The organism is Streptomyces hebeiensis (assembly GCF_052983195.1).
In genome coordinates, this window is record NZ_CM129812.1 from 1920498 (window position 1) to 1937639 (window position 17142).

Consider the following 17142-nt stretch of genomic DNA (forward strand, 5'->3'; position numbering starts at 1 on the left):
CCCGACCGGGGCGGTCGGGGTGGCCGGGGCGGTCGGGTGGCCGGGTTTCGGCGTGATCGGGGTGGTCGGGGTGGTCAGCTCAGGTGGGCCTGGACCTCGGCCGCCGCGTCATGGCCGTACGCCTTGGTGAAGCGCTCCATGAAGTGGGTGCGGCGCAGCTCGTACTCCTGCGTGCCGACCGTCTCGATGACCAGCGTGGCGAGCATGCAGCCGACCTGGGCGGCGCGCTCCAGGCCGACGCCCCACGACAGCCCGGACAGGAACCCGGCGCGGAACGCGTCGCCGACACCGGTGGGGTCGGCCTTGGTCTCCTCGTCCGGGCAGCCGACCACGATCGGTTCCTCGCCGGCCCGGTCGATCCGGACACCGTTCTTGCCGAGGGTCGTGACGCGGTGGCCGACCTTGCCGAGGATCTCCTCGTCGCTCCAGCCGGTCTTGGACTCGATGAGCCCCTTCTCGTATTCGTTGTTGAAGAGGTAGGTGGCGCCTTCGAGCAGGGTGCCGACCTCCTCGCCGTCCATGCGCGCGATCTGCTGCGAGAAGTCGGCGGCGAAGGGGATGGAGCGGGTGCGGCACTCCTCGGTGTGGCGGAGCATCGCCTCGGGGTCGTCCGCGCCGATCAGTACGAGGTCGAGTCCGCCGACGCGGTCCGCGACCTTCTTCAGCTCGATCAGCCGGGCCTCGCTCATGGCACCGGCGTAGAACGAGCCGATCTGGTTGTGGTCGGCGTCCGTCGTACAGACGAACCGGGCCGTGTGCAGGACCTCGGAGATCCGGACCGAGGAGGTGTCGACGCCGTGGCGGTCGAGCCAGGCGCGGTACTCGTCGAAGTCCGCGCCGGCGGCCCCGACGAGGATGGGCCGGGTGCCCAGCTGGCCCATGCCGAAACAGATGTTCGCCGCGACGCCGCCCCGGCGTACGTCGAGGTTGTCGACCAGGAAGGAGAGGGAGACCGTGTGGAGCTGATCGGCGACCAACTGGTCGGCGAAGCGGCCGGGGAAGGTCATCAGATGGTCGGTGGCGATGGAGCCGGTGACTGCGATTCGCACGGCGTGAACGCTCCTGATGAAGGAGAACGGTGGACAGTTCACGCTACCGGTTCGCGCTCGAGGTTTCCTAAGACCGTCACACCACCGGCCCCGGCCATGGCCCCGGCCGGGAACCGCCGGCCGGTTCGTTCCGTCCCACCGGTGTTCGTGACGACACGGCGGTATGCGGCCGAAGGAGCGGGACGGTGACCAGCGTGGAGCGGCGGCGACAGCGGCCCGAGGGCGGGACGGACGAGGTCGAGGACGCTGCGGGACCCCGGTGGCGGGGGCGGTCCCGGCTCGCCATGGCGGCGGTGACCGCGGCGGTCCTGCTCACCGGGGGCGGCAGCACGTACGTGGCGACGGGCGCGACGGATGCCATCGGCGCCACGGGTGCCACGGGCGGGGACGGTCGGGCGGACGGGGACCCGCCGCAGCTCGCGTTCGACACCCCGCTCGTACGGAGCGGGCCGGCGGGACCGGCGGAGGGGACGGGGCCCGCGGAGGGAACTCCCGCGCCGCCTCCCGGCATCGCGCCCGGCGAACCGGATCCCCATGGGGTGACCTACCGCGCCGGGGCCGAGCTGCCCGAAGGGCCCGGGGCGGCGCCGGTGTACCGGGCGGAAGGCGCCGTCACGGCGGCCGAGGTGACCCTGCTGGCGAAGTCGCTCGGAGTCGCGGGCGCGCCCCGGTCGGACGCGACGTCCTGGACCGTGGGGGCGGAGAAGGACGGAGCGGGACCGCTGCTGCGTGTGGCCAAGCAGGCGCCGGGCGTGTGGACCTTCGACCGGTACGGACCGGGGCAGCGCGGTGACAACTGCCTCAAGGGCAAGAGCTGCCCGGCGGTCCCCGAAAGCACCGGAGGCGTCGGAGGCGTCGGAGGCGGAAGCACCGGGACGGGCTCCGCGGACCCGGGGGACGCGGCCGGCTCGGCGGACGCGGTGAGCGAGGCCGCCGCGAAGAGGGCGGCGGCTCCGGTCCTGAAGGCGGTGGGGCAGGACGGCGCCGCGCTCGACGCGCGGCAGTCGCTGGGCGCGGTCCGGGTGGTGAACGCGGATCCGGTGGTCGGCGGGCTCCCGACGTACGGCTGGTCGACGGGGATCCAGGTGGACGCGAACGGGCAGGTGACGGGCGGCACGGGCCGGCTGAAGGCGCCGCGGCGCGGAGACACGTACCCGGTGACCGGCGCGGACGAGGCGTTGAAGGAGCTGAACGGCGGCGGGGACGCGGGGGCAGACGAGCCGGAGACCGGTGGGGCGGCCGGCCGGCCGACGGTCGTGAAGGCGGTGTTCGCCCTGGCCGCGCGGTCGGTGGACGGCCGGGAAGCGCTCGTACCGTCGTGGCTGTTCGAGGTGGCGCCGGGCGGGGGCGTCCCGCCGTACCCGGTTCCGCACCCCGCGGTGGACCCGCGGTTCGTGACGTCACCGCGGCCGTCGGAGCCGCCGAGCGGGGGCACGAAGACCTCGGACCCGGGGATCACCTCGTACTCGGCGGACGGCCGGAGCCTGACGCTGAGCTACTGGGGTGGTGTGTGCGCCACGTACACGGCCCGGGCCGAGGAGAGCGGTACGGCGGTGAGGGTGAGGCTGACCGCCGACGGGCCCGAGCCGGGGACGATGTGCGTGGCGGTGGCGAAGAAGCAGGAGGTGTCGGTGGAGCTGGCCGGGCCGCTGGGCGGCCGGCAGGTGGTGAACGCGTCGTCCGGCGAGAGGATCCCGGCGAAGCGGTAGCCCTCTCCGGGAGGACCGTCAAGGCGGCGCACGGCGAAGGCGGCGGTCGAGGGACCGCCGCCTTTCGCGTCGTACGAACGCGTCGCGCCGCGTCTGTGGCGCGACGGACGCGTCCCGCGCTCAGCTGAAGGAGTCACCGCAGGCGCAGGAACCCGTGGCGTTCGGGTTGTCGATCGTGAAGCCCTGCTTCTCGATCGTGTCGACGAAGTCGATGGAGGCGCCACCCAGGTACGGGGCGCTCATCCGGTCGGTGACGACCTTCACGCCACCGAAGTCCTTGACGACATCGCCGTCCAGCGAACGCTCGTCGAAGAACAGCTGATAGCGCAGGCCGGAGCACCCACCGGGCTGAACGGCCACGCGCAGCGCGAGGTCGTCCCGGCCTTCCTGGTCCAGCAGGGCCTTGACCTTGGCCGCAGCGGCGTCGGACAGGAGGATGCCGTCGCTCACGGTGGTGGTCTCGTCCGATACGGACATCTGCTTCTCTCCCGGGTTGTACGGACTGCTTGCCGACAGTGCAACCGGCGCGGCAGCGGATTCATTCCTCGGCCGGCGGGCCTGGCGCTTCTCTTTCCCTTTCTCATGCTCGCACACGCATGGCGGCTCCGGTCGGGCCCGTGCCGTCGGGACCTCGGCCGGACTCCCTGATGCGTCACATCGACGCTATGGGCATCGTCAAAGTGACGTGAAGCGGTTATGATAGATAACGTCATTTAGACGAAAAGGGCTTCACCTGAGCAGAAAGGGTGCGTGACGTGACCACGGCCCAGCCCCGTCAGGATCTCCGCCAGGACCACCAGGACAGCCGGGACCGCCAGGTTCAGGATCTCGCCGTCGAGCCGACACCGCTCGCCCTGCTGCTGCTCGGCCGCGACGCCGACCCGCGCAGCGAGCGGGGGGTGGAGTGCCCCGGCGACCTGCCGGCCCCGTCCGACCCGGACCTGGTGGCCCGCGCCCGGGCGGCGAAGGAGCGGCTCGGGGACAAGGTGTTCGTCCTCGGCCACCACTACCAGCGCGACGAGGTCATCCAGTTCGCGGACGTCACCGGTGACTCCTTCAAGCTGGCCAGGGACGCGGCGGCACGCCCCGGCGCGGAGTACATCGTCTTCTGCGGTGTGCACTTCATGGCCGAGTCCGCGGACATCCTGACCTCGGACGAGCAGAAGGTCATCCTGCCGGACCTGGCCGCGGGCTGCTCGATGGCCGACATGGCGACGGCGGAGCAGGTGGCGGAGTGCTGGGACGTCCTGACGGACGCCGGCATAGCCGACCGGGTGGTGCCCGTCTCGTACATGAACTCCTCCGCCGACATCAAGTCCTTCACCGGCGAGCACGGCGGCACGATCTGCACGTCCTCGAACGCGCGGCGCGCGCTGACCTGGGCCTTCGAGCAGGGCGAGAAGGTGCTCTTCCTCCCGGACCAGCACCTGGGACGGAACACGGCGGTCCGGGACCTGGGGATGTCCCTGGACGACTGTGTCGTCTACAACCCGCACAAGCCGAACGGCGGCCTGAGCGAGCGGCAGCTGCGCGACGCGAAGATGATCCTGTGGCGCGGCCACTGCTCCGTGCACGGCCGCTTCTCGCTGGACTCGGTGCGCGACGTACGGGCCCGGATCCCGGGCGTGAACGTCCTGGTGCACCCGGAGTGCAAGCACGAGGTGGTGGCGGCGGCGGACTACGTCGGTTCGACGGAGTACATCATCAAGGCACTGGAGGAGGCCCCGGCGGGCTCGAAGTGGGCGATAGGGACGGAGCTGAACCTGGTCCAGCGTCTGGCGAATCGTTTCGCTCCGGAGGGCAAGGAGATCGTCTTCCTCGACCGGACGGTCTGCTTCTGCTCGACGATGAACCGGATCGACCTTCCGCACCTGGTCTGGACGCTGGAGTCGCTGGCGGACGGCAAGGAGGTCAACCGCATCCAGGTCGACCGGAAGACGTCGGACTTCGCACAGCTCGCGCTGGAGCGGATGCTGGCGCTGCCGTAGCACCGTCGCAGCGCCGTCGTAGTCGCGGGGCCGTGAGGCCGCGACGGCGGGGTGCACGCCCCTGCCCGCCGGGGCCCGGAGGCGTCCGAAGGCGCCTGGGCCCCGGCGGACCGCATGGCCACCGGCCTCAGACGACGGCGCAGTCCGCGCCGTTGAGCGCGAAGGCCGTCGGGGCCGCGCTGCTGCCCGTATGGCCGGCCTGGTAGCCGATGGTGACACCGGCGCCCGGTTCGATCGTGCCGTTGTACGTGAGGCTGGTGGCGGTCACGGCGGATCCGGACGGCGTGTAGGTGGCGCCCCAGCCCGAGGTGATGGTCTGGCCCGGGGGCAGGGTGAAGCTGAGCTTCCAGCCGTTCACGGCGGACGTGCCGGTGTTGGTGAGGGTCACCGAGGCGGTGAGGCCGGTGTTCCACGCGTTGGTGGTGACGGACACCCGGCAGGTGCCGGGCTGGGGTTCTGGACCGGGGCCGGGTCCGGGTCCGGGGCCCGGTTCGCCGCCGCCGTCCAGGCCGAAGAACGTGATGACGCGGGCGGCCATGCCCCCGGTGGGCACGTTGTGGCCGACGCCCTGGAGGCTGATGGCCTCGACGGCCGCCTGGTCACCGGTGGAGCCGTAACGGGTACGCGTCCAGCCGCTCTGCGGCGAGTCGGTCCGCGCGGGCGTCTGGGAGAGACCGTGCGCGTTCGTCCACTGTTTGACCTCCTCACCGAAGTTGGGGTAGCGCAGGACGGCGTCCTCGGTGCCGTGCCACAACTGCATGCGCGGCCGGGCCCCGGTGTAGCCGGGGTAGGCGGCCCGGACCAGGTCGCCCCACTGCTGCGGGGTACGGCTGACGGTGCCGTTCGCGCACGCGCTGTTCCACTCGGAGCCGTCGGTGGTGGCGAAGCACCCGAACGGCACCCCCGCGAACGCGGCGCCCGCGGCGAAGACGTCCGGGTAGTCGCCGAGCAGGACGTTGGTCATCATCGCGCCGGAGGAGGCGCCGGTGACATAGGTCCGGCCGGTGTCCGCGCCGTAGGTGCGGGTCACCCAGTCGACCATGGACTTGATGCCCACGGGGTCGCTGCCCCCGCCCCGGCGCAGCGCCTGGGGCGAGGAGACGTCGAAGCACTTGCTGCTGCGGGTGACGGACGGGTAGACGACGATGAACCCGTAGCGGTCGGCCAGCGAGGCGAACTCGGTACCGGAGTGGAACACCGGCCCGGAGCCCCCGCAGTAGTGCACGGCCACCAGAACCGCGGGGCGCGCGGTGACGCTGTCCGGGACGTACACGTACATGCGCAGATTGCTGGGGTTGCTGCCGAAGTTCGTCACTTCGGTGAGGGCGGCGGCGGGGGCGGATACGCCGGCGGACGTGGTGGTCGCGGTGGTCGCGGTGGCGGCCGTACGGGCCGGGGGCGGGGCGGAAGCGGGCGGTACGGCGGCGGCCGCCGGGCGCGCGGGAAGCAACGGCACGGCGAGCACCAGCGCGAGCGCGGCGAGGAACGCGCCGAGCAGCACGGGCCGCGGCGTTCTCCTCGTCATGTCGTCGGCGGTCGTGGATACATACACGTCTTCGGTCCTTCCTGGTCACGGCTCGTGGGGGGTGTCGCCCGGCGAACGGACGGCGGCGGAACAGGAGAAGAACGTCGAGCGAGCGGGGTGGCGGGGTGCTGGAACAGCGGCCCGCCGGTGGTCCTGGCAAGGCTTCGCGGCGCATCGTGTCACGCGCGGATCCCCCGTGGAAGCGCTCCCACGCGGATGGCGAAGAATCGATGAACCGCCGGAGATCTTCGGCTTCCGGCGGTTCGTCCTGCCGCTCGTGAGCCCCGGACCGCAGGAGCGGGGTGGACGTTCACGCCTTGGAGTGGTGCGCAGATGAATCCCTCGGCGCGGCAGTGGGCCGTCGATAGCGTGGATCGCGTCGCAGGACACGAAAGCCCCGCGGCCCGAACCCAAGCACAAGAAGCGATAGGCGGAACGGTGTTGCGTGTCGGTGACGCCGAGCGCATCGCCATGCGCGGTCTGCTCAACACCGTGAACCACGAACTGGGCACTCCCCTGAGCCGTGAGTGGGAGCAGGCGTTCTGGGCCGTGCCCCGGCACCGGTTCCTTCCCCGACGTATGTGGGTCGGTGCCGAATTGGAGCCGTGCGACCGGAGCGCGGCCCCCGAGGCCTGGCTCCGACATGCCTACGCGGACGAATCGGCGGTCACACAGATCAATGACGGCCGCGTGCCGCACGACGACGAGCAACGATGGGCGTCGTGCTCGGCGTCCGCCCCGTCCGTCGTGTTCCGCATGCTCGACATGCTGGACGTCGAGGACGGCCACAAGGTGCTCGAAATCGGGGCGGGCACCGGCTGGAACGCCGGTCTGCTGGCCCACCGGGCGGGTGCCGAGAACGTGACCACCGTCGAAGTGGACCCGGCACTGTCCGCCCGAGCCGCGTCCCACCTGAGGAACGTCGGCCTGGAACCCACGGTGCTCAGCGGCGACGGAGCCGCCGGAGTCCCCGGTGCCGCTCCGTACGACCGGGTCATCGCCACCTGCTCCGTGCGGAGGATCCCGGATTCCTGGGTACGACAGACGGCACCGGGCGGGTTGATCCTCACACCTTGGGAGACTCCCTGGTTCTGTTACGGGCTTCTCCGCCTGACGGCGGGTGAGGACGGAGCGGCATCCGGCTGGTTCGCTCCGCACGGAGCGTTCATGCTGATGCGCAACCAGCGCACCGACCTCCGGATCTACCGGGACGTCGTGCGGGAGGAACACGTACCAACCGAATCGTCCACCACCGTGTCCCCATGGTCCGTCACCGGTGACGCCTGGGCAGCCCGGTTCTCCATCGGCCTCCAACTGCCCGATGTCTGGCACGCCTGGCACGACAATCCCGATGTGCCCGGGGTGACTTCCCGGTTGTGGCTGGCCACCACGGACACCGGATCGTGGGCGGCCGTGGACTGGGACGGCCGTACGGACGAACGGTTCACCGTCTGGCAGCACGGCCCTCGCCGTCTGTGGAACGAGGTGGAAACGGCCCGCGACCGGTGGCGAAGCGCGGGCGAGCCCGGACCCGGGCGATACGGCATGACCGTGGACACCGACGGCAATCACGTCGCGTGGCTCGACGACCCGGACCACCCGGTGGCGGCCACGGTCTGACATCCGGCGGCGGACGGGGCAGGTGTACCGGGCCCGCCGTACGGGAGCGTCCACGCGGGTCCGGGGCCCGTCCGGTGCCTCGCCGGCCCTACTTCGCGTAAAGTCGGCAGCGCCGCCCGGGCGTTCGTGAGCCTCGCTCCGCCTCGGCCCGCGGTTCTTGGAGCTGGTGTCCGCTCCGGCAATCCCCCTCTCCCCCTCCCGGTTCCTTTCCCTTCCGGAAGCCAGAGGTTGCCTCGCCGTGTGCCCTCCGCCCCGCCGTCGGCTCGTCGCCGCGCTCGTCCTGCTCTGTTTCGTCGGACCCCTGTCCACCGACATGTACCTGCCCGCCTTCCCGCGCATGGCCGTCGACCTGCGGACCGACGCGCCCGGCGTCCAGGTCACGCTGGCCGCGTTCCTGGTCGGGATGACACTCGGGCATCTGGTCTTCGGGCCCGTCTCGGACCGGTACGGGCGGCGGCTGCCGTTGTTGGTGGGGGCGGGTGGGTGTGCCGTGGCGACGGGAGTGTGTGCCGTGGCGCCCGGGCTCGACGGGGTGGTCGCGGGGCGGTTCCTCGCCGGGTTCGGTGGGGCCGCCGGGGTGGTGATCGGACGGGCCGTGGTGACGGACATCGCCGAAGGCGCTGTCGCGGCACGGTTGTTGGGCGTGCTGATGGCGCTCGCCGGGCTCGCGCCGGTGCTCGCGCCGCTCGCCGGTGGACTGGTGATCGAGGCCGTCGGCTGGCGCGGGGTGTTCACGGTGCTGGCCGGCGTCGCGCTGCTGGTGGCCGGTGCCGTCCTCGTCGCCGTACCCGAGAGCCTCCCCCCAGGCCGGCGGCGCGGGGGCGGTGGCCGGGAACTCCTGCGTACCGTAAGGGAGATGACGAGGGACCGCGCGTACGCCGGGTACTCCCTCGCCTTCACCTTCGCCTTCGGCGCCCTCTTCTCCTACATCGCCGGAGCGCCCTTCGTGCTCCAGCGGGTGCTCGGGCTGAGCGTCGGCGCGTCGTCGGCGGTCTTCGCCTGCGGCGCCGTGTGCACCGCCCTGACCGGCGCCGTCGGGGCCCGGCTCGCCGCGCGGACCGAACCGGAACGGCTGCTGCGCACCGGCGCGTACGCGATGTGCGTGGGCGCCGCGTCGCTTCTCGCGGCCGCCCTGGCCGGGGCGCTGACCCCGCTCGTCTGCCTGTCCCTCACCGCCCTCACGTGCGGCGGCCTCGGCCTGGTGACCGGCAACGCCACCGCCCTGGCCCTCGCCCGCGTGCCTCACGCCGCCGGCACCGGCTCCGCCCTGCTCGGCACGGCCCAGAGCGCACTGGGCGCGGCGGTCGCCCCGCTCGTGGGGCTGGCCGGCGCGGAGACGGCGGTGCCGGTGTTCGGCGCGATGACGGCATGCGGGGCGGTGACGTTGCTCGCGGCGCGGTGGGCCGGGCGGGCGGACGCCGTCGGCCGTTGAGGACCTGGGGCCCCGGCCCGGCCGGCCTTCCGCCACCCGGTGAGCGCCTGACGAGGAGCGAACCCCCGGAAGACGCCCGCCGCGCGTGGGCTCACAGATAGATCTGCTGCCCGCAGGCGTCACAGCAGACCTTGCCCGCGCGCACTTCCGTCCTCCGGTGCTCACACGGCTCGGCCGTCTCGGACGGCGGCAGCCTGGCGCCCCGGCTGACGGCGATCCGTAACGTGGTACGCAGCGCGTCGACCAGACACGCGACCATGCGGCGCAGCTCGGACGGGTCGGCGTCGTCGGGCACGGACGTGGGCGCGGGCGGGGACTTGATGTCGGCCAGCAAGTGCTCCGCCGAGGCCAGCAGGTCCTCCTCCACCTCGTCGGCCAGCCGCGACATACGGCTGTCGGGGCCGGCGGCGCTCAGGTAACACGGTCTGCCGTCCGGTGTGGTCCAGGGCAGCAGCCGCAGCGAGGCGTCTTTTGTGTCGTACGTTGCGCTCCGCGCGTCTGCCCGCGCATGTCGTGGGTCCATACCGCTCTCCGCTCCCTCTTCGCCTCGTCCACACCGCCGCCATGGGGCTTGTGCGGCTTCCCGGCAAGCGGTGGCGCGGCCCATGACGAGTGGTTACCTTGTGCACATCCATCGTCACCGTGTGACATGGGTCCACAACAGAGGCGTCTCGTCCCAGCGTTGGATACGGGATGACGGCCGGCCGAGAGGTGACCGAAGCATGAGGTTCACGCCCCAGGAACTGACTCCCTACCTGTCCGCGCGCCACTACTTCGGCTCCGAACAGCGCCGCCACCGGGAGCGCGCGAAGCTGTCGCTCGTGCAGCTCGCGGACGTCCTGAACTCCAGCAAGAGCACGCTGGCCCGGGTCGAGACGGCGGAGCTGATGCCGCCGCCCGACCTGCCGGCGCGACTGGACGCGGCGTTCGGTACGGACCAGCACTTCCACGGGCTGTACGAGTTGGCGAAACGGGAGGCGCATCCGGACCAGTACCGGCGGTACATGGACTTCGAGGCTCAGGCCGTTGTCATCGAGCAGCACAGTTCCCAGGTGCTGCCTGGCCTTCTGCAAACGGAGGCGTCCGCCCGAGCGCTGCTCAGGTGCCAGGACGACGCGTCCAAGGACGAGATCGAAGCCCGCGTCGCCGCCCGGATGTCCCGTCAGGAGCGCCAGCGCTCCGATTCGCCTCCATATCGCTGGGCCATCATCGACGAAGAGGCACTCCGGCGACAGGTCGGCGACGAAGCGTGCATGCGCCGACAACTGGCCTCACTGCTCGCGCAGGTGGATACTCCCCACAGTAAGGTTCAAGTGATGCCGTTCCGGGCGGGTCCACACGCGCTGATGGGCGGCGCACTGACCCTGCTGACACTCCCCAACGGCTCCACAGTGGCCTACGAAGAGAGCATTGAGGCCGGTTACCTGTACGAAGACAGGGAGACCGTGAGGAAATGGCGACGGCAGTACGAGGTGGTGCGCGCCAACGCTCTGCCGTTGACGGAGTCAGCGGCATTGATCCAGAAGGTGATGGAGGAGTACCGGACATGCGACAACCCCCCCAGCTGAGCGGTGCCCGCTGGCGCAAGAGCAGCTACAGCAATACCAACGGGGGCGAGTGCGTCGAGATCACCGAGGACTACCCCGGCGTCGTCCCCGTACGCGACAGCAAGACCCCCCACGCCCCCGCCCTCATCGTCCCCACCCCCGCCTGGAATGCCTTCGTCGCGACCCTCAAGGCTCGGGCCTAGCACAGCGCAAACCGCCCGTCCCGGCCGACCGCCAGTACGGCCGTCGCACATGACACCCCCTCCCTCACGCCGACGGCGCGATCGCGGCCGGCGCGATCGCGGCCGGCGCCGGTAGCGCGGGAAGCAGCGGGCTCCCCGACAGCGAGTCGGGGTCGACGGCGCGTTGGTAGGCGTGCCAGACCAGGGGCGGGAGCACGCTGCCCCGTTCGGAGTCCTGCCCGCCGACCCCGTTCATACCCAGCAGGTGTCCCTTCTCGGGGTCGGTACGGAACATGGTGACGGCGGTGCTCAGGCCCCGGGTGGCGCCGATGTACCAGGCGGACCTCAGACGGTCGTTGCGTCCCGTCTTGGCTCCCAGGACGTTCGGGCCGAGCCGGAAGTCGCTCGTCGAGGGGATCGCGCCGGCCGCCACCTCCGAGAGCGAAGCGCTCACCACGGCGGCCACCTCCGGGTCCATCGCCGCCACGGGGCGGGGCGGGTCGAGGCCGTCGATCACGGTACCGTCCCGCTCCACCTCGGTCACCGCGTACGGCTCGCTCCGGGTGCCCTTGTTGACGAAGGTCGCGTACGCGCCCGCCATCCGTACGACGCTGGGGGTCGAGGTGCCGATGGAGAACGTCGGTTCCAGTTCGGCCAGGCTCTCCTCGAGCAGCCCGGACCTGACCGCCGTGTCCCGGACCTCGCGCAGTCCGACTTTCTCGCCCGCCCGGACGTAGGGCGCGTTCTCCTCCGCCACCAGGGCCCCGGACAGGCCGCCGTCGGCCCGACCGGCCGTGGCGGGGCCGCTCGCGGGGGCGATGTCCGGTTCCGCGGCCACCGCCTCGGGCACTGCGCCGTGTTCGAGCACCGCCGCGTACACGAACGGCTTGAACGCCGAGCCCACCGGGACGCCCGAGGTGTCCGCGTTGTTGGTGAAGTGCTCCACGGCGTCGGAACCGCCGTACGCGGCGACGATCGCGCCGTCCCGGGGGCGTATCGAGGCCGCTCCCACCTGTACGTCACGGTCGGCCGCGCGCTTCTTCGGGTCGAGCTTCTCCTCGCGCACCCGGTCCACCGCCTTCGCCAGGGCCCGCACCTTGCTCTTCTCGAAGGTGGTGCGGATGCGGTAGCCGCCGAGGGCGAGGTCCTTGCCGCTGAGGCCGGTGCGGCGCTTGATGTACTTGTTGGCGATGTCGACCAGGTAGCCGATCTGCCCGGCCTGGCTCGTCGGCTTGGCCGGCTTCTTCGGCTCGGGGAAGGTGGTGTACTCCGCGCGCTCCTCGGCGGTCAGCGCGCCGGTCTCCACCTGCCGGTCGAGCACCCAGGACCAACGGTCCACGGCGCGCCGGTGGTTGGCGGCGCTGAGGGAGGGGTCGTAGCTGTCCGCGCCCTTGAGGACGGTGGCGAGCAGCGCGGACTGGCTGGGGTTCAGCTCGCTCGCGGGGACGCCGTAGTACGCGTGCGCCGCGGCCTGGATCCCGTACGAGTCGCGGCCGAACCAGCTGGTGTTGAGGTATCCCTCCAGGATCTCCGGCTTGGTCATGCGGTTGCTGACCTTCAGGGCGAGGACGAACTCCTTGATCTTGCGGGTCGCGGTCTGTTCCTGGGTCAGGTACCTGTTCTTCACGTACTGCTGCGTGATGGTGGAGCCGCCCTGGGTCTCGCCGCCGCCGAGGACGGAGAGGGCCGCGCGGGCGATGCCCATGACCGAGACGCCGAAATCGTCGTAGAAGTCCTCGTTCTCGGCCGCGACGACGGCGTTCCGTACGGAGGCGGGGATGTGGTCGAGCGTGACGTCCTGCCGGTTCACGTCACCCACGCTCACCATGCGGCTGCCGTCGGCCCAGTAGTAGACGGTGGCCTGCTGGGAGGCCTCGCGGTGGGCGGCAGGCAGGTCGAGCTGGAGGTAGAGGACGGCGAACAGGCCGCCCAGGACGGCGGCGCCCAGCGCCGACAGGCCCGAGAGCAGCCGCCAGGACGGTATCCAGCGGCGTAGGCCGGTCCGTCCGGCCCGGGGGAAGTCGACGCGGCGCCCGCTCTTCCGCCCGCCGGATCGCCGGGCGCCGGAGCAGCGCCCTGCGGCCTTCCGCCGTCCGGTCTTTCCCTGCCGGGTCTCCCCCTGCCGGATCTTTCCCTGCCGGATCTTTCCCTGCCGGGTCTTCCCCTCCTCTGTCTCCTCCTGCCCTGTCTCCTCCTGCCCGGCCTTCCCTTGCCCGGCTTCTCCGGCGCCCTGCTCCGCCCGGACCGCGCTTCCCGGGTGGCGGCGCGTACGGGGCGGCTTCATCGACTTCATCGATTTCATCGACGGGGGACCTCGCTCCTCGGGGCATCCGGCGCCACTGGTGTGGCGCCGGAATCACGAAGAGAGATCTCGGGAAGGTAACACCGGTTGGTTTCTTCACCAGGTCTCCACACCCCTGCGGGTTTGGCGGCGGACGCATCCCGAGGACATACCCCGCCGAGGCGGTTGGCGCCGGGGGGACGGGTCAGCCGAGCTTGAGCAGGAGTTCGGCCAGCTCGACCGGCATGGTGATCATGCAGTCGTGACCGGTCGGCAACTCCCACACCTGCGCCGGAGTACCGTCGGGCTCCATCGCGGGGACGGGGCGCCGGGGAATGCCCTCCGGCTTGACCGTGCAGTGGATGTGCGTCCGTGGGACCGCCCGCACGGCGGGGTTGTCCAGCCGGACCGGCTGCTGGAGGCAGCGCACCGGCTGGTCCGAGAGCATGGTGCGCAGCCAGGCGACGTCCGCCGGGTCGGTGACCCCGAACAGACCGAAGGGCGGCTCCATCTCGGGGAGCGGCGGAACCCGCCAGCCGCTGTCGGACTTCGCGGCGAGGTCGATCAGGGCCCGGGTCGCGGGCTGGACATCGGCCGCGCTCTCGCCGTCCTCCGGGACCATCGCGTCGAGGTAGACCAGACGCGCGATCCGGTCCGGGAGCTGATTGGCCACGGACGAGATGACCAGCCCGGCGTAGCTGTGCCCCACGAGCACCACCTCGGTGAGATCTTCCTCGGCGATCAGCCTGACGACGTCATCGACGTGCGTGTCAAGCCCCGTCTCCGGGCCGAGCAGATGCCGCTTGTCGCCGTAGCCGGTCAGTGACGGCGCCAGCACCCGATGCCCGGCCGACGCCAGCAGCGGGGTCACCCGCTCCCAGCACTGCCCGCTGTGCCAGGCACCGTGCACCAGCAGATATGTCGACATGACTCTCGCTCCGTTCAGGCGTGACCGCCGGGCCTCGATCTGCCGCCCAAACAAACGGGACGCCGTCCCGTTTGAAGATACGGGACACCGTCCCGTTTAGGGAAGCCGGAGTCGTGCCGGTACATCAGGTGCAGCGTGAGCCAGGCGACCGTCGGATACACCACCGGCATGGTCAGCAGCGGGGTGAGCAGCAGCGCCAGGCCCACGGGTACGAGTTCGGCGACGAGGTCCGCCTCGAACTGGTTGCCGTCGAGCGTGGCCGGGAAGAGCGCGCCGAGCGGGTCGGTCAGGTACTGGAGCAGGACGTATCCCGCCACCGTCACGGCGACGACCAGCAACGCCGTCCCCGCGGTCCGGAACCATGCGCCCCGGACCAACGACCAGGAACGACGCAGCGCGGTGACCGCGGACAGGTCCTCCAGCGCGGCCACCGTCGCGGCCACGAAGAAGCGGACACCCAGGAACACCGCGACACCGGTCAGCACCACCGGCAGCACGACACCCAGGGGTACGGTCAGCAGTTCGGGAGGGAAGGTGAAGTCCCGGCTGTCCTCGCCCAGGAACGCGTTGTCGTGGATCCCGAAGGTCAGGATGAAGGCGATCAGGAGCAGGCCGAGGACGAACAGCCCCGCCAGGAACTGTGCGGCGACGGCCCGCGGCAGCCGGGACCGGGTAGCCCGCCACAGTCCACCGGGGCCGGTCCGGCGGCCCCCGGCCGCGCGGGCGGCCGTGAGTACGTGCCCGGTGAGCAGCGCGGAGGTCACGAACCCGGCCAAGGTCACCAGCAGGGATATGAGCACCAGGCTGAGCACGAGCATCTGCTCGAAGGTCTCCAGCGAGTAGCCCACGGGCGGGTCCTCCATGGCGCGGATCCGGTTCAGGTACCCCTGGGCCTCGACGGTGGTGGGCCAGGCGGCGGCGAACCAGCCGCCCAGGATCAGCGCTCCGACGACGGCCGTCAGCGCGGTCACCCGCAGGCTCAGGCCGTACAGTTCCCGCCGGTGGCGGGCGAGAACGGTGAAGGGCGGCACCGGCGGCGGGACGTCCCCGGGACGCGTGGACGACGCTCCCTCAAGGCCGGTGGACGACGCTTCCCCGGAGCCGACAGGAGACACCTCCCTGGACCCGGCGGGCGACGCTCCTCCGGGGCCGGTGAGTGGTCGCCCGGTCCCCCGCGGACCGGAGCCGGCCGGCCGGGGCCCGGCTCCGGCCTCGTGCGGCCCGGCTCCGGCCGCGCTCCGTTTGCCCTGTTCCCGCTCCGTCACGTCGTTGCCCCGCTCTCCGTACCTCAACGGCCTTGCCGTCGTTCCGTATCGTTCCGTCCCCGCGCCCGGCCTTGAGCGACCGTCGCGCGGCAGGGGCGGAGTATCGTCGTGGCACGGGTCGGCGGGCACGTACGACAGCAAAGACGCAAAGCACCGGGCAAATGGTTACGGTTCGGCCGCGCCGGCGTGCCACGCGCCGGAGCCTGCCTGCAGGCCCCGGCCAGGCACGCGCGGTCGTCGGCGCCTCGGCTCACACGGACACGGGCGGCCCGCCGCGGCCGACCGCGTCGAGCAGCAGCCTCGCGGCGGCCGCCGCACCGTCGGTGCGGACCGTGCCGGCCACCTCGGCCGCCCGCGCGCGGGTCCCGGGGGCCAGGGCCACTCCGAGCGCGGCGGACAAGGACCCGACGGTCGGAGTCGGACCGTCGTGTGCCGCGCCGATGCCCAGCCCGGCCACCCGGCCCGCCCAGTACGGCTGGTCCACCATCTGGGCCACCACCACCTGGGGCGCGCCGGCCCTGGCCGCGGTCGTCGTCGTACCCGCGCCGCCGTGGTGCACGACGGCGGCCACCCGGCCGAACAACGCCTGATGGTTGACCTCACCGACGGCGAAACAGTCGTCACCCTCGTCGGTCAGGGTCAGGCCCGCCCAGCCACGGGAGACGAGTGCGCGGCGCCCCCGCGCGCGGACCGCCTCGACGGCCACCCGGGCAATGTCCTCCGGGGCGCGCATGCTGCCGAATCCCACGTACACCGGTGGGTCGCCGGCGTCCAGGAACGCCTCCAGTTCGTCCGGCAGCGGGCGGGTGTCCTGGCGGACCCACGCGCCGGTCTGTACGACGTCGAGGCCCGCCGTCTCCTGCCACGGGCCCAGGACCGGGTCGGCCGCCAGCCACGGGTGACCGGTGAAGACATGGCCGCGGACGTCATCCACCGCGGGCAGACCGATCGACGCCCGGTGGGTGTTGAGCGCCGGGGCGAACAACTCGTTGACACCCAGGGCGTCCTGGTCCCACAGCACCTGGTTGTCGGCTCCCTCCGGGGGCGGCGACCAGCCCGGCCGCGGCGGCGGCGGATGGTGCGGTGACGGCAGGCTGACCGGATGGTAGCTCGCGTACACGTAGCGGATGCGTCGTTTCTCGGCCACCGACCGCGCGGCGACCTGCATCAGGCCGGCCGCCACCAGCGCGTCGCACCCCTCGGCCGCCGCGGCGACCGTGTCGAACTGTTCGGCGACCATCTCGACACGGCGCCGGGCCAGGTCCGCGGCCGACGGAGGCGTCTCCCCGTGCATGAGCGAGCGCGCCGACTCGCCGACCGGCACCAGCGGCACGCCGACGCCGGCCAGCGACTCCGCGCACTCGTCGTCCGGTGGCGCGCACACCCGCACTTCCGCGCCGAGTCGCCGTAACCGCGCCGCGAGCGCGACCAGCGGTTCGACGTCCCCGCGCGAGCCGTACGTCGACAACAACACCCGCATGCGGATTCCCGTTTCCCTAGGTTCCGGCACCGGCCAGTGATTCTGCGGTACGACCCGGGTCCTCGCGCAAGCCCCCCGCCGCGCCGGGTCACCTGCGGGGGTGCCCGCCGAAGAGGGCCGGCGGATGCCTCGCCCG

14 protein-coding genes are annotated in these 17142 nt (G+C 71.9%); 6 read left to right on the plus strand and 8 right to left on the minus strand.

Annotated features, from left to right (window positions below; genetic code table 11):
- Window positions 1-74: 74 nt before the first annotated feature.
- Window positions 75-1049 carry a carbohydrate kinase family protein gene (locus ACU6P3_RS08265; protein ID WP_344277667.1) on the minus strand — a complete coding sequence of 325 codons (975 nt, stop codon included), beginning with the start codon at window positions 1047-1049 and terminating at the stop codon, window positions 75-77.
- 185 nt (window positions 1050-1234) lie between these two features.
- Here ACU6P3_RS08265 and ACU6P3_RS08270 point away from each other — a divergent pair, with 185 nt between their 5' ends.
- Window positions 1235-2758, plus strand: coding sequence for a hypothetical protein (locus tag ACU6P3_RS08270; RefSeq protein ID WP_447196551.1), 1524 nt, complete (start codon window positions 1235-1237; stop codon window positions 2756-2758).
- A 120-nt stretch (window positions 2759-2878) separates the two neighbouring features.
- On the opposite strand, the gene ACU6P3_RS08275 is transcribed toward ACU6P3_RS08270, so the two are convergent.
- Complete coding sequence (locus ACU6P3_RS08275; RefSeq protein ID WP_030745999.1) at window positions 2879-3235, minus strand: iron-sulfur cluster assembly accessory protein; 357 nt, start codon at window positions 3233-3235, stop codon at window positions 2879-2881.
- Window positions 3236-3513: 278 nt separating this feature from the next.
- On the opposite strand from ACU6P3_RS08275, the gene nadA reads away from it, so the two are divergent.
- Window positions 3514-4746: a quinolinate synthase NadA gene (gene nadA, locus ACU6P3_RS08280; protein WP_447196552.1), complete on the plus strand. Its 1233-nt coding sequence runs from the start codon at window positions 3514-3516 to the stop codon at window positions 4744-4746.
- Between the two features lie 127 nt (window positions 4747-4873).
- Here the strand turns inward: nadA and ACU6P3_RS08285 are convergent, their stop codons facing one another.
- Entirely contained in the window at window positions 4874-6271 is a 1398-nt protein-coding gene (locus tag ACU6P3_RS08285; RefSeq protein ID WP_447197808.1) for an extracellular catalytic domain type 1 short-chain-length polyhydroxyalkanoate depolymerase, read from the minus strand.
- 438 nt (window positions 6272-6709) lie between these two features.
- Here ACU6P3_RS08285 and ACU6P3_RS08290 point away from each other — a divergent pair, with 438 nt between their 5' ends.
- Together ACU6P3_RS08290 and ACU6P3_RS08295 are read left to right on the plus strand one after the other, a co-directional pair.
- The gene (locus ACU6P3_RS08290; RefSeq protein WP_447196553.1) at window positions 6710-7891 is read left to right on the plus strand and encodes a methyltransferase domain-containing protein; all 1182 of its coding nucleotides are present in this window, start codon (window positions 6710-6712) and stop codon (window positions 7889-7891) included.
- Window positions 7892-8129: 238 nt separating this feature from the next.
- Window positions 8130-9323 (plus strand): multidrug effflux MFS transporter, encoded by a 1194-nt coding sequence (locus ACU6P3_RS08295; RefSeq protein ID WP_447196554.1) that lies wholly within the window; start codon window positions 8130-8132, stop codon window positions 9321-9323.
- 91 nt (window positions 9324-9414) lie between these two features.
- On the opposite strand, the gene ACU6P3_RS08300 is transcribed toward ACU6P3_RS08295, so the two are convergent.
- On the minus strand, window positions 9415-9846 hold the full coding sequence (locus ACU6P3_RS08300) for a hypothetical protein (protein ID WP_447196555.1): 432 nt from the start codon (window positions 9844-9846) through the stop codon (window positions 9415-9417).
- Between the two features lie 199 nt (window positions 9847-10045).
- On the opposite strand from ACU6P3_RS08300, the gene ACU6P3_RS08305 reads away from it, so the two are divergent.
- Window positions 10046-10891, plus strand: a complete 846-nt coding sequence (locus ACU6P3_RS08305; RefSeq protein ID WP_344277652.1) for a helix-turn-helix domain-containing protein — start codon at window positions 10046-10048, stop codon at window positions 10889-10891.
- Complete coding sequence (locus tag ACU6P3_RS08310; RefSeq protein WP_447196556.1) at window positions 10870-11073, plus strand: DUF397 domain-containing protein; 204 nt, start codon at window positions 10870-10872, stop codon at window positions 11071-11073. The genes ACU6P3_RS08305 and ACU6P3_RS08310 overlap by 22 nt, the downstream gene beginning before the upstream one ends.
- Window positions 11074-11137: 64 nt before the next feature.
- On the opposite strand, the gene ACU6P3_RS08315 is transcribed toward ACU6P3_RS08310, so the two are convergent.
- From ACU6P3_RS08315 to ACU6P3_RS08330, 4 genes are all read right to left on the minus strand, one after another.
- A complete protein-coding gene (locus ACU6P3_RS08315; RefSeq protein ID WP_447196557.1) occupies window positions 11138-13354 on the minus strand; it encodes a transglycosylase domain-containing protein in 2217 nt (738 codons plus the stop codon).
- Window positions 13355-13538: 184 nt separating this feature from the next.
- A complete protein-coding gene (locus ACU6P3_RS08320) occupies window positions 13539-14261 on the minus strand; it encodes an alpha/beta fold hydrolase (RefSeq protein WP_447196558.1) in 723 nt (240 codons plus the stop codon).
- A gap of 14 nt (window positions 14262-14275) precedes the next feature.
- Window positions 14276-15292, minus strand: coding sequence for a DUF7847 domain-containing protein (locus tag ACU6P3_RS08325; protein WP_447196559.1), 1017 nt, complete (start codon window positions 15290-15292; stop codon window positions 14276-14278).
- A gap of 484 nt (window positions 15293-15776) precedes the next feature.
- Window positions 15777-17006: a glycosyltransferase gene (locus ACU6P3_RS08330; protein ID WP_447196560.1), complete on the minus strand. Its 1230-nt coding sequence runs from the start codon at window positions 17004-17006 to the stop codon at window positions 15777-15779.
- Window positions 17007-17142: the final 136 nt, after the last annotated feature.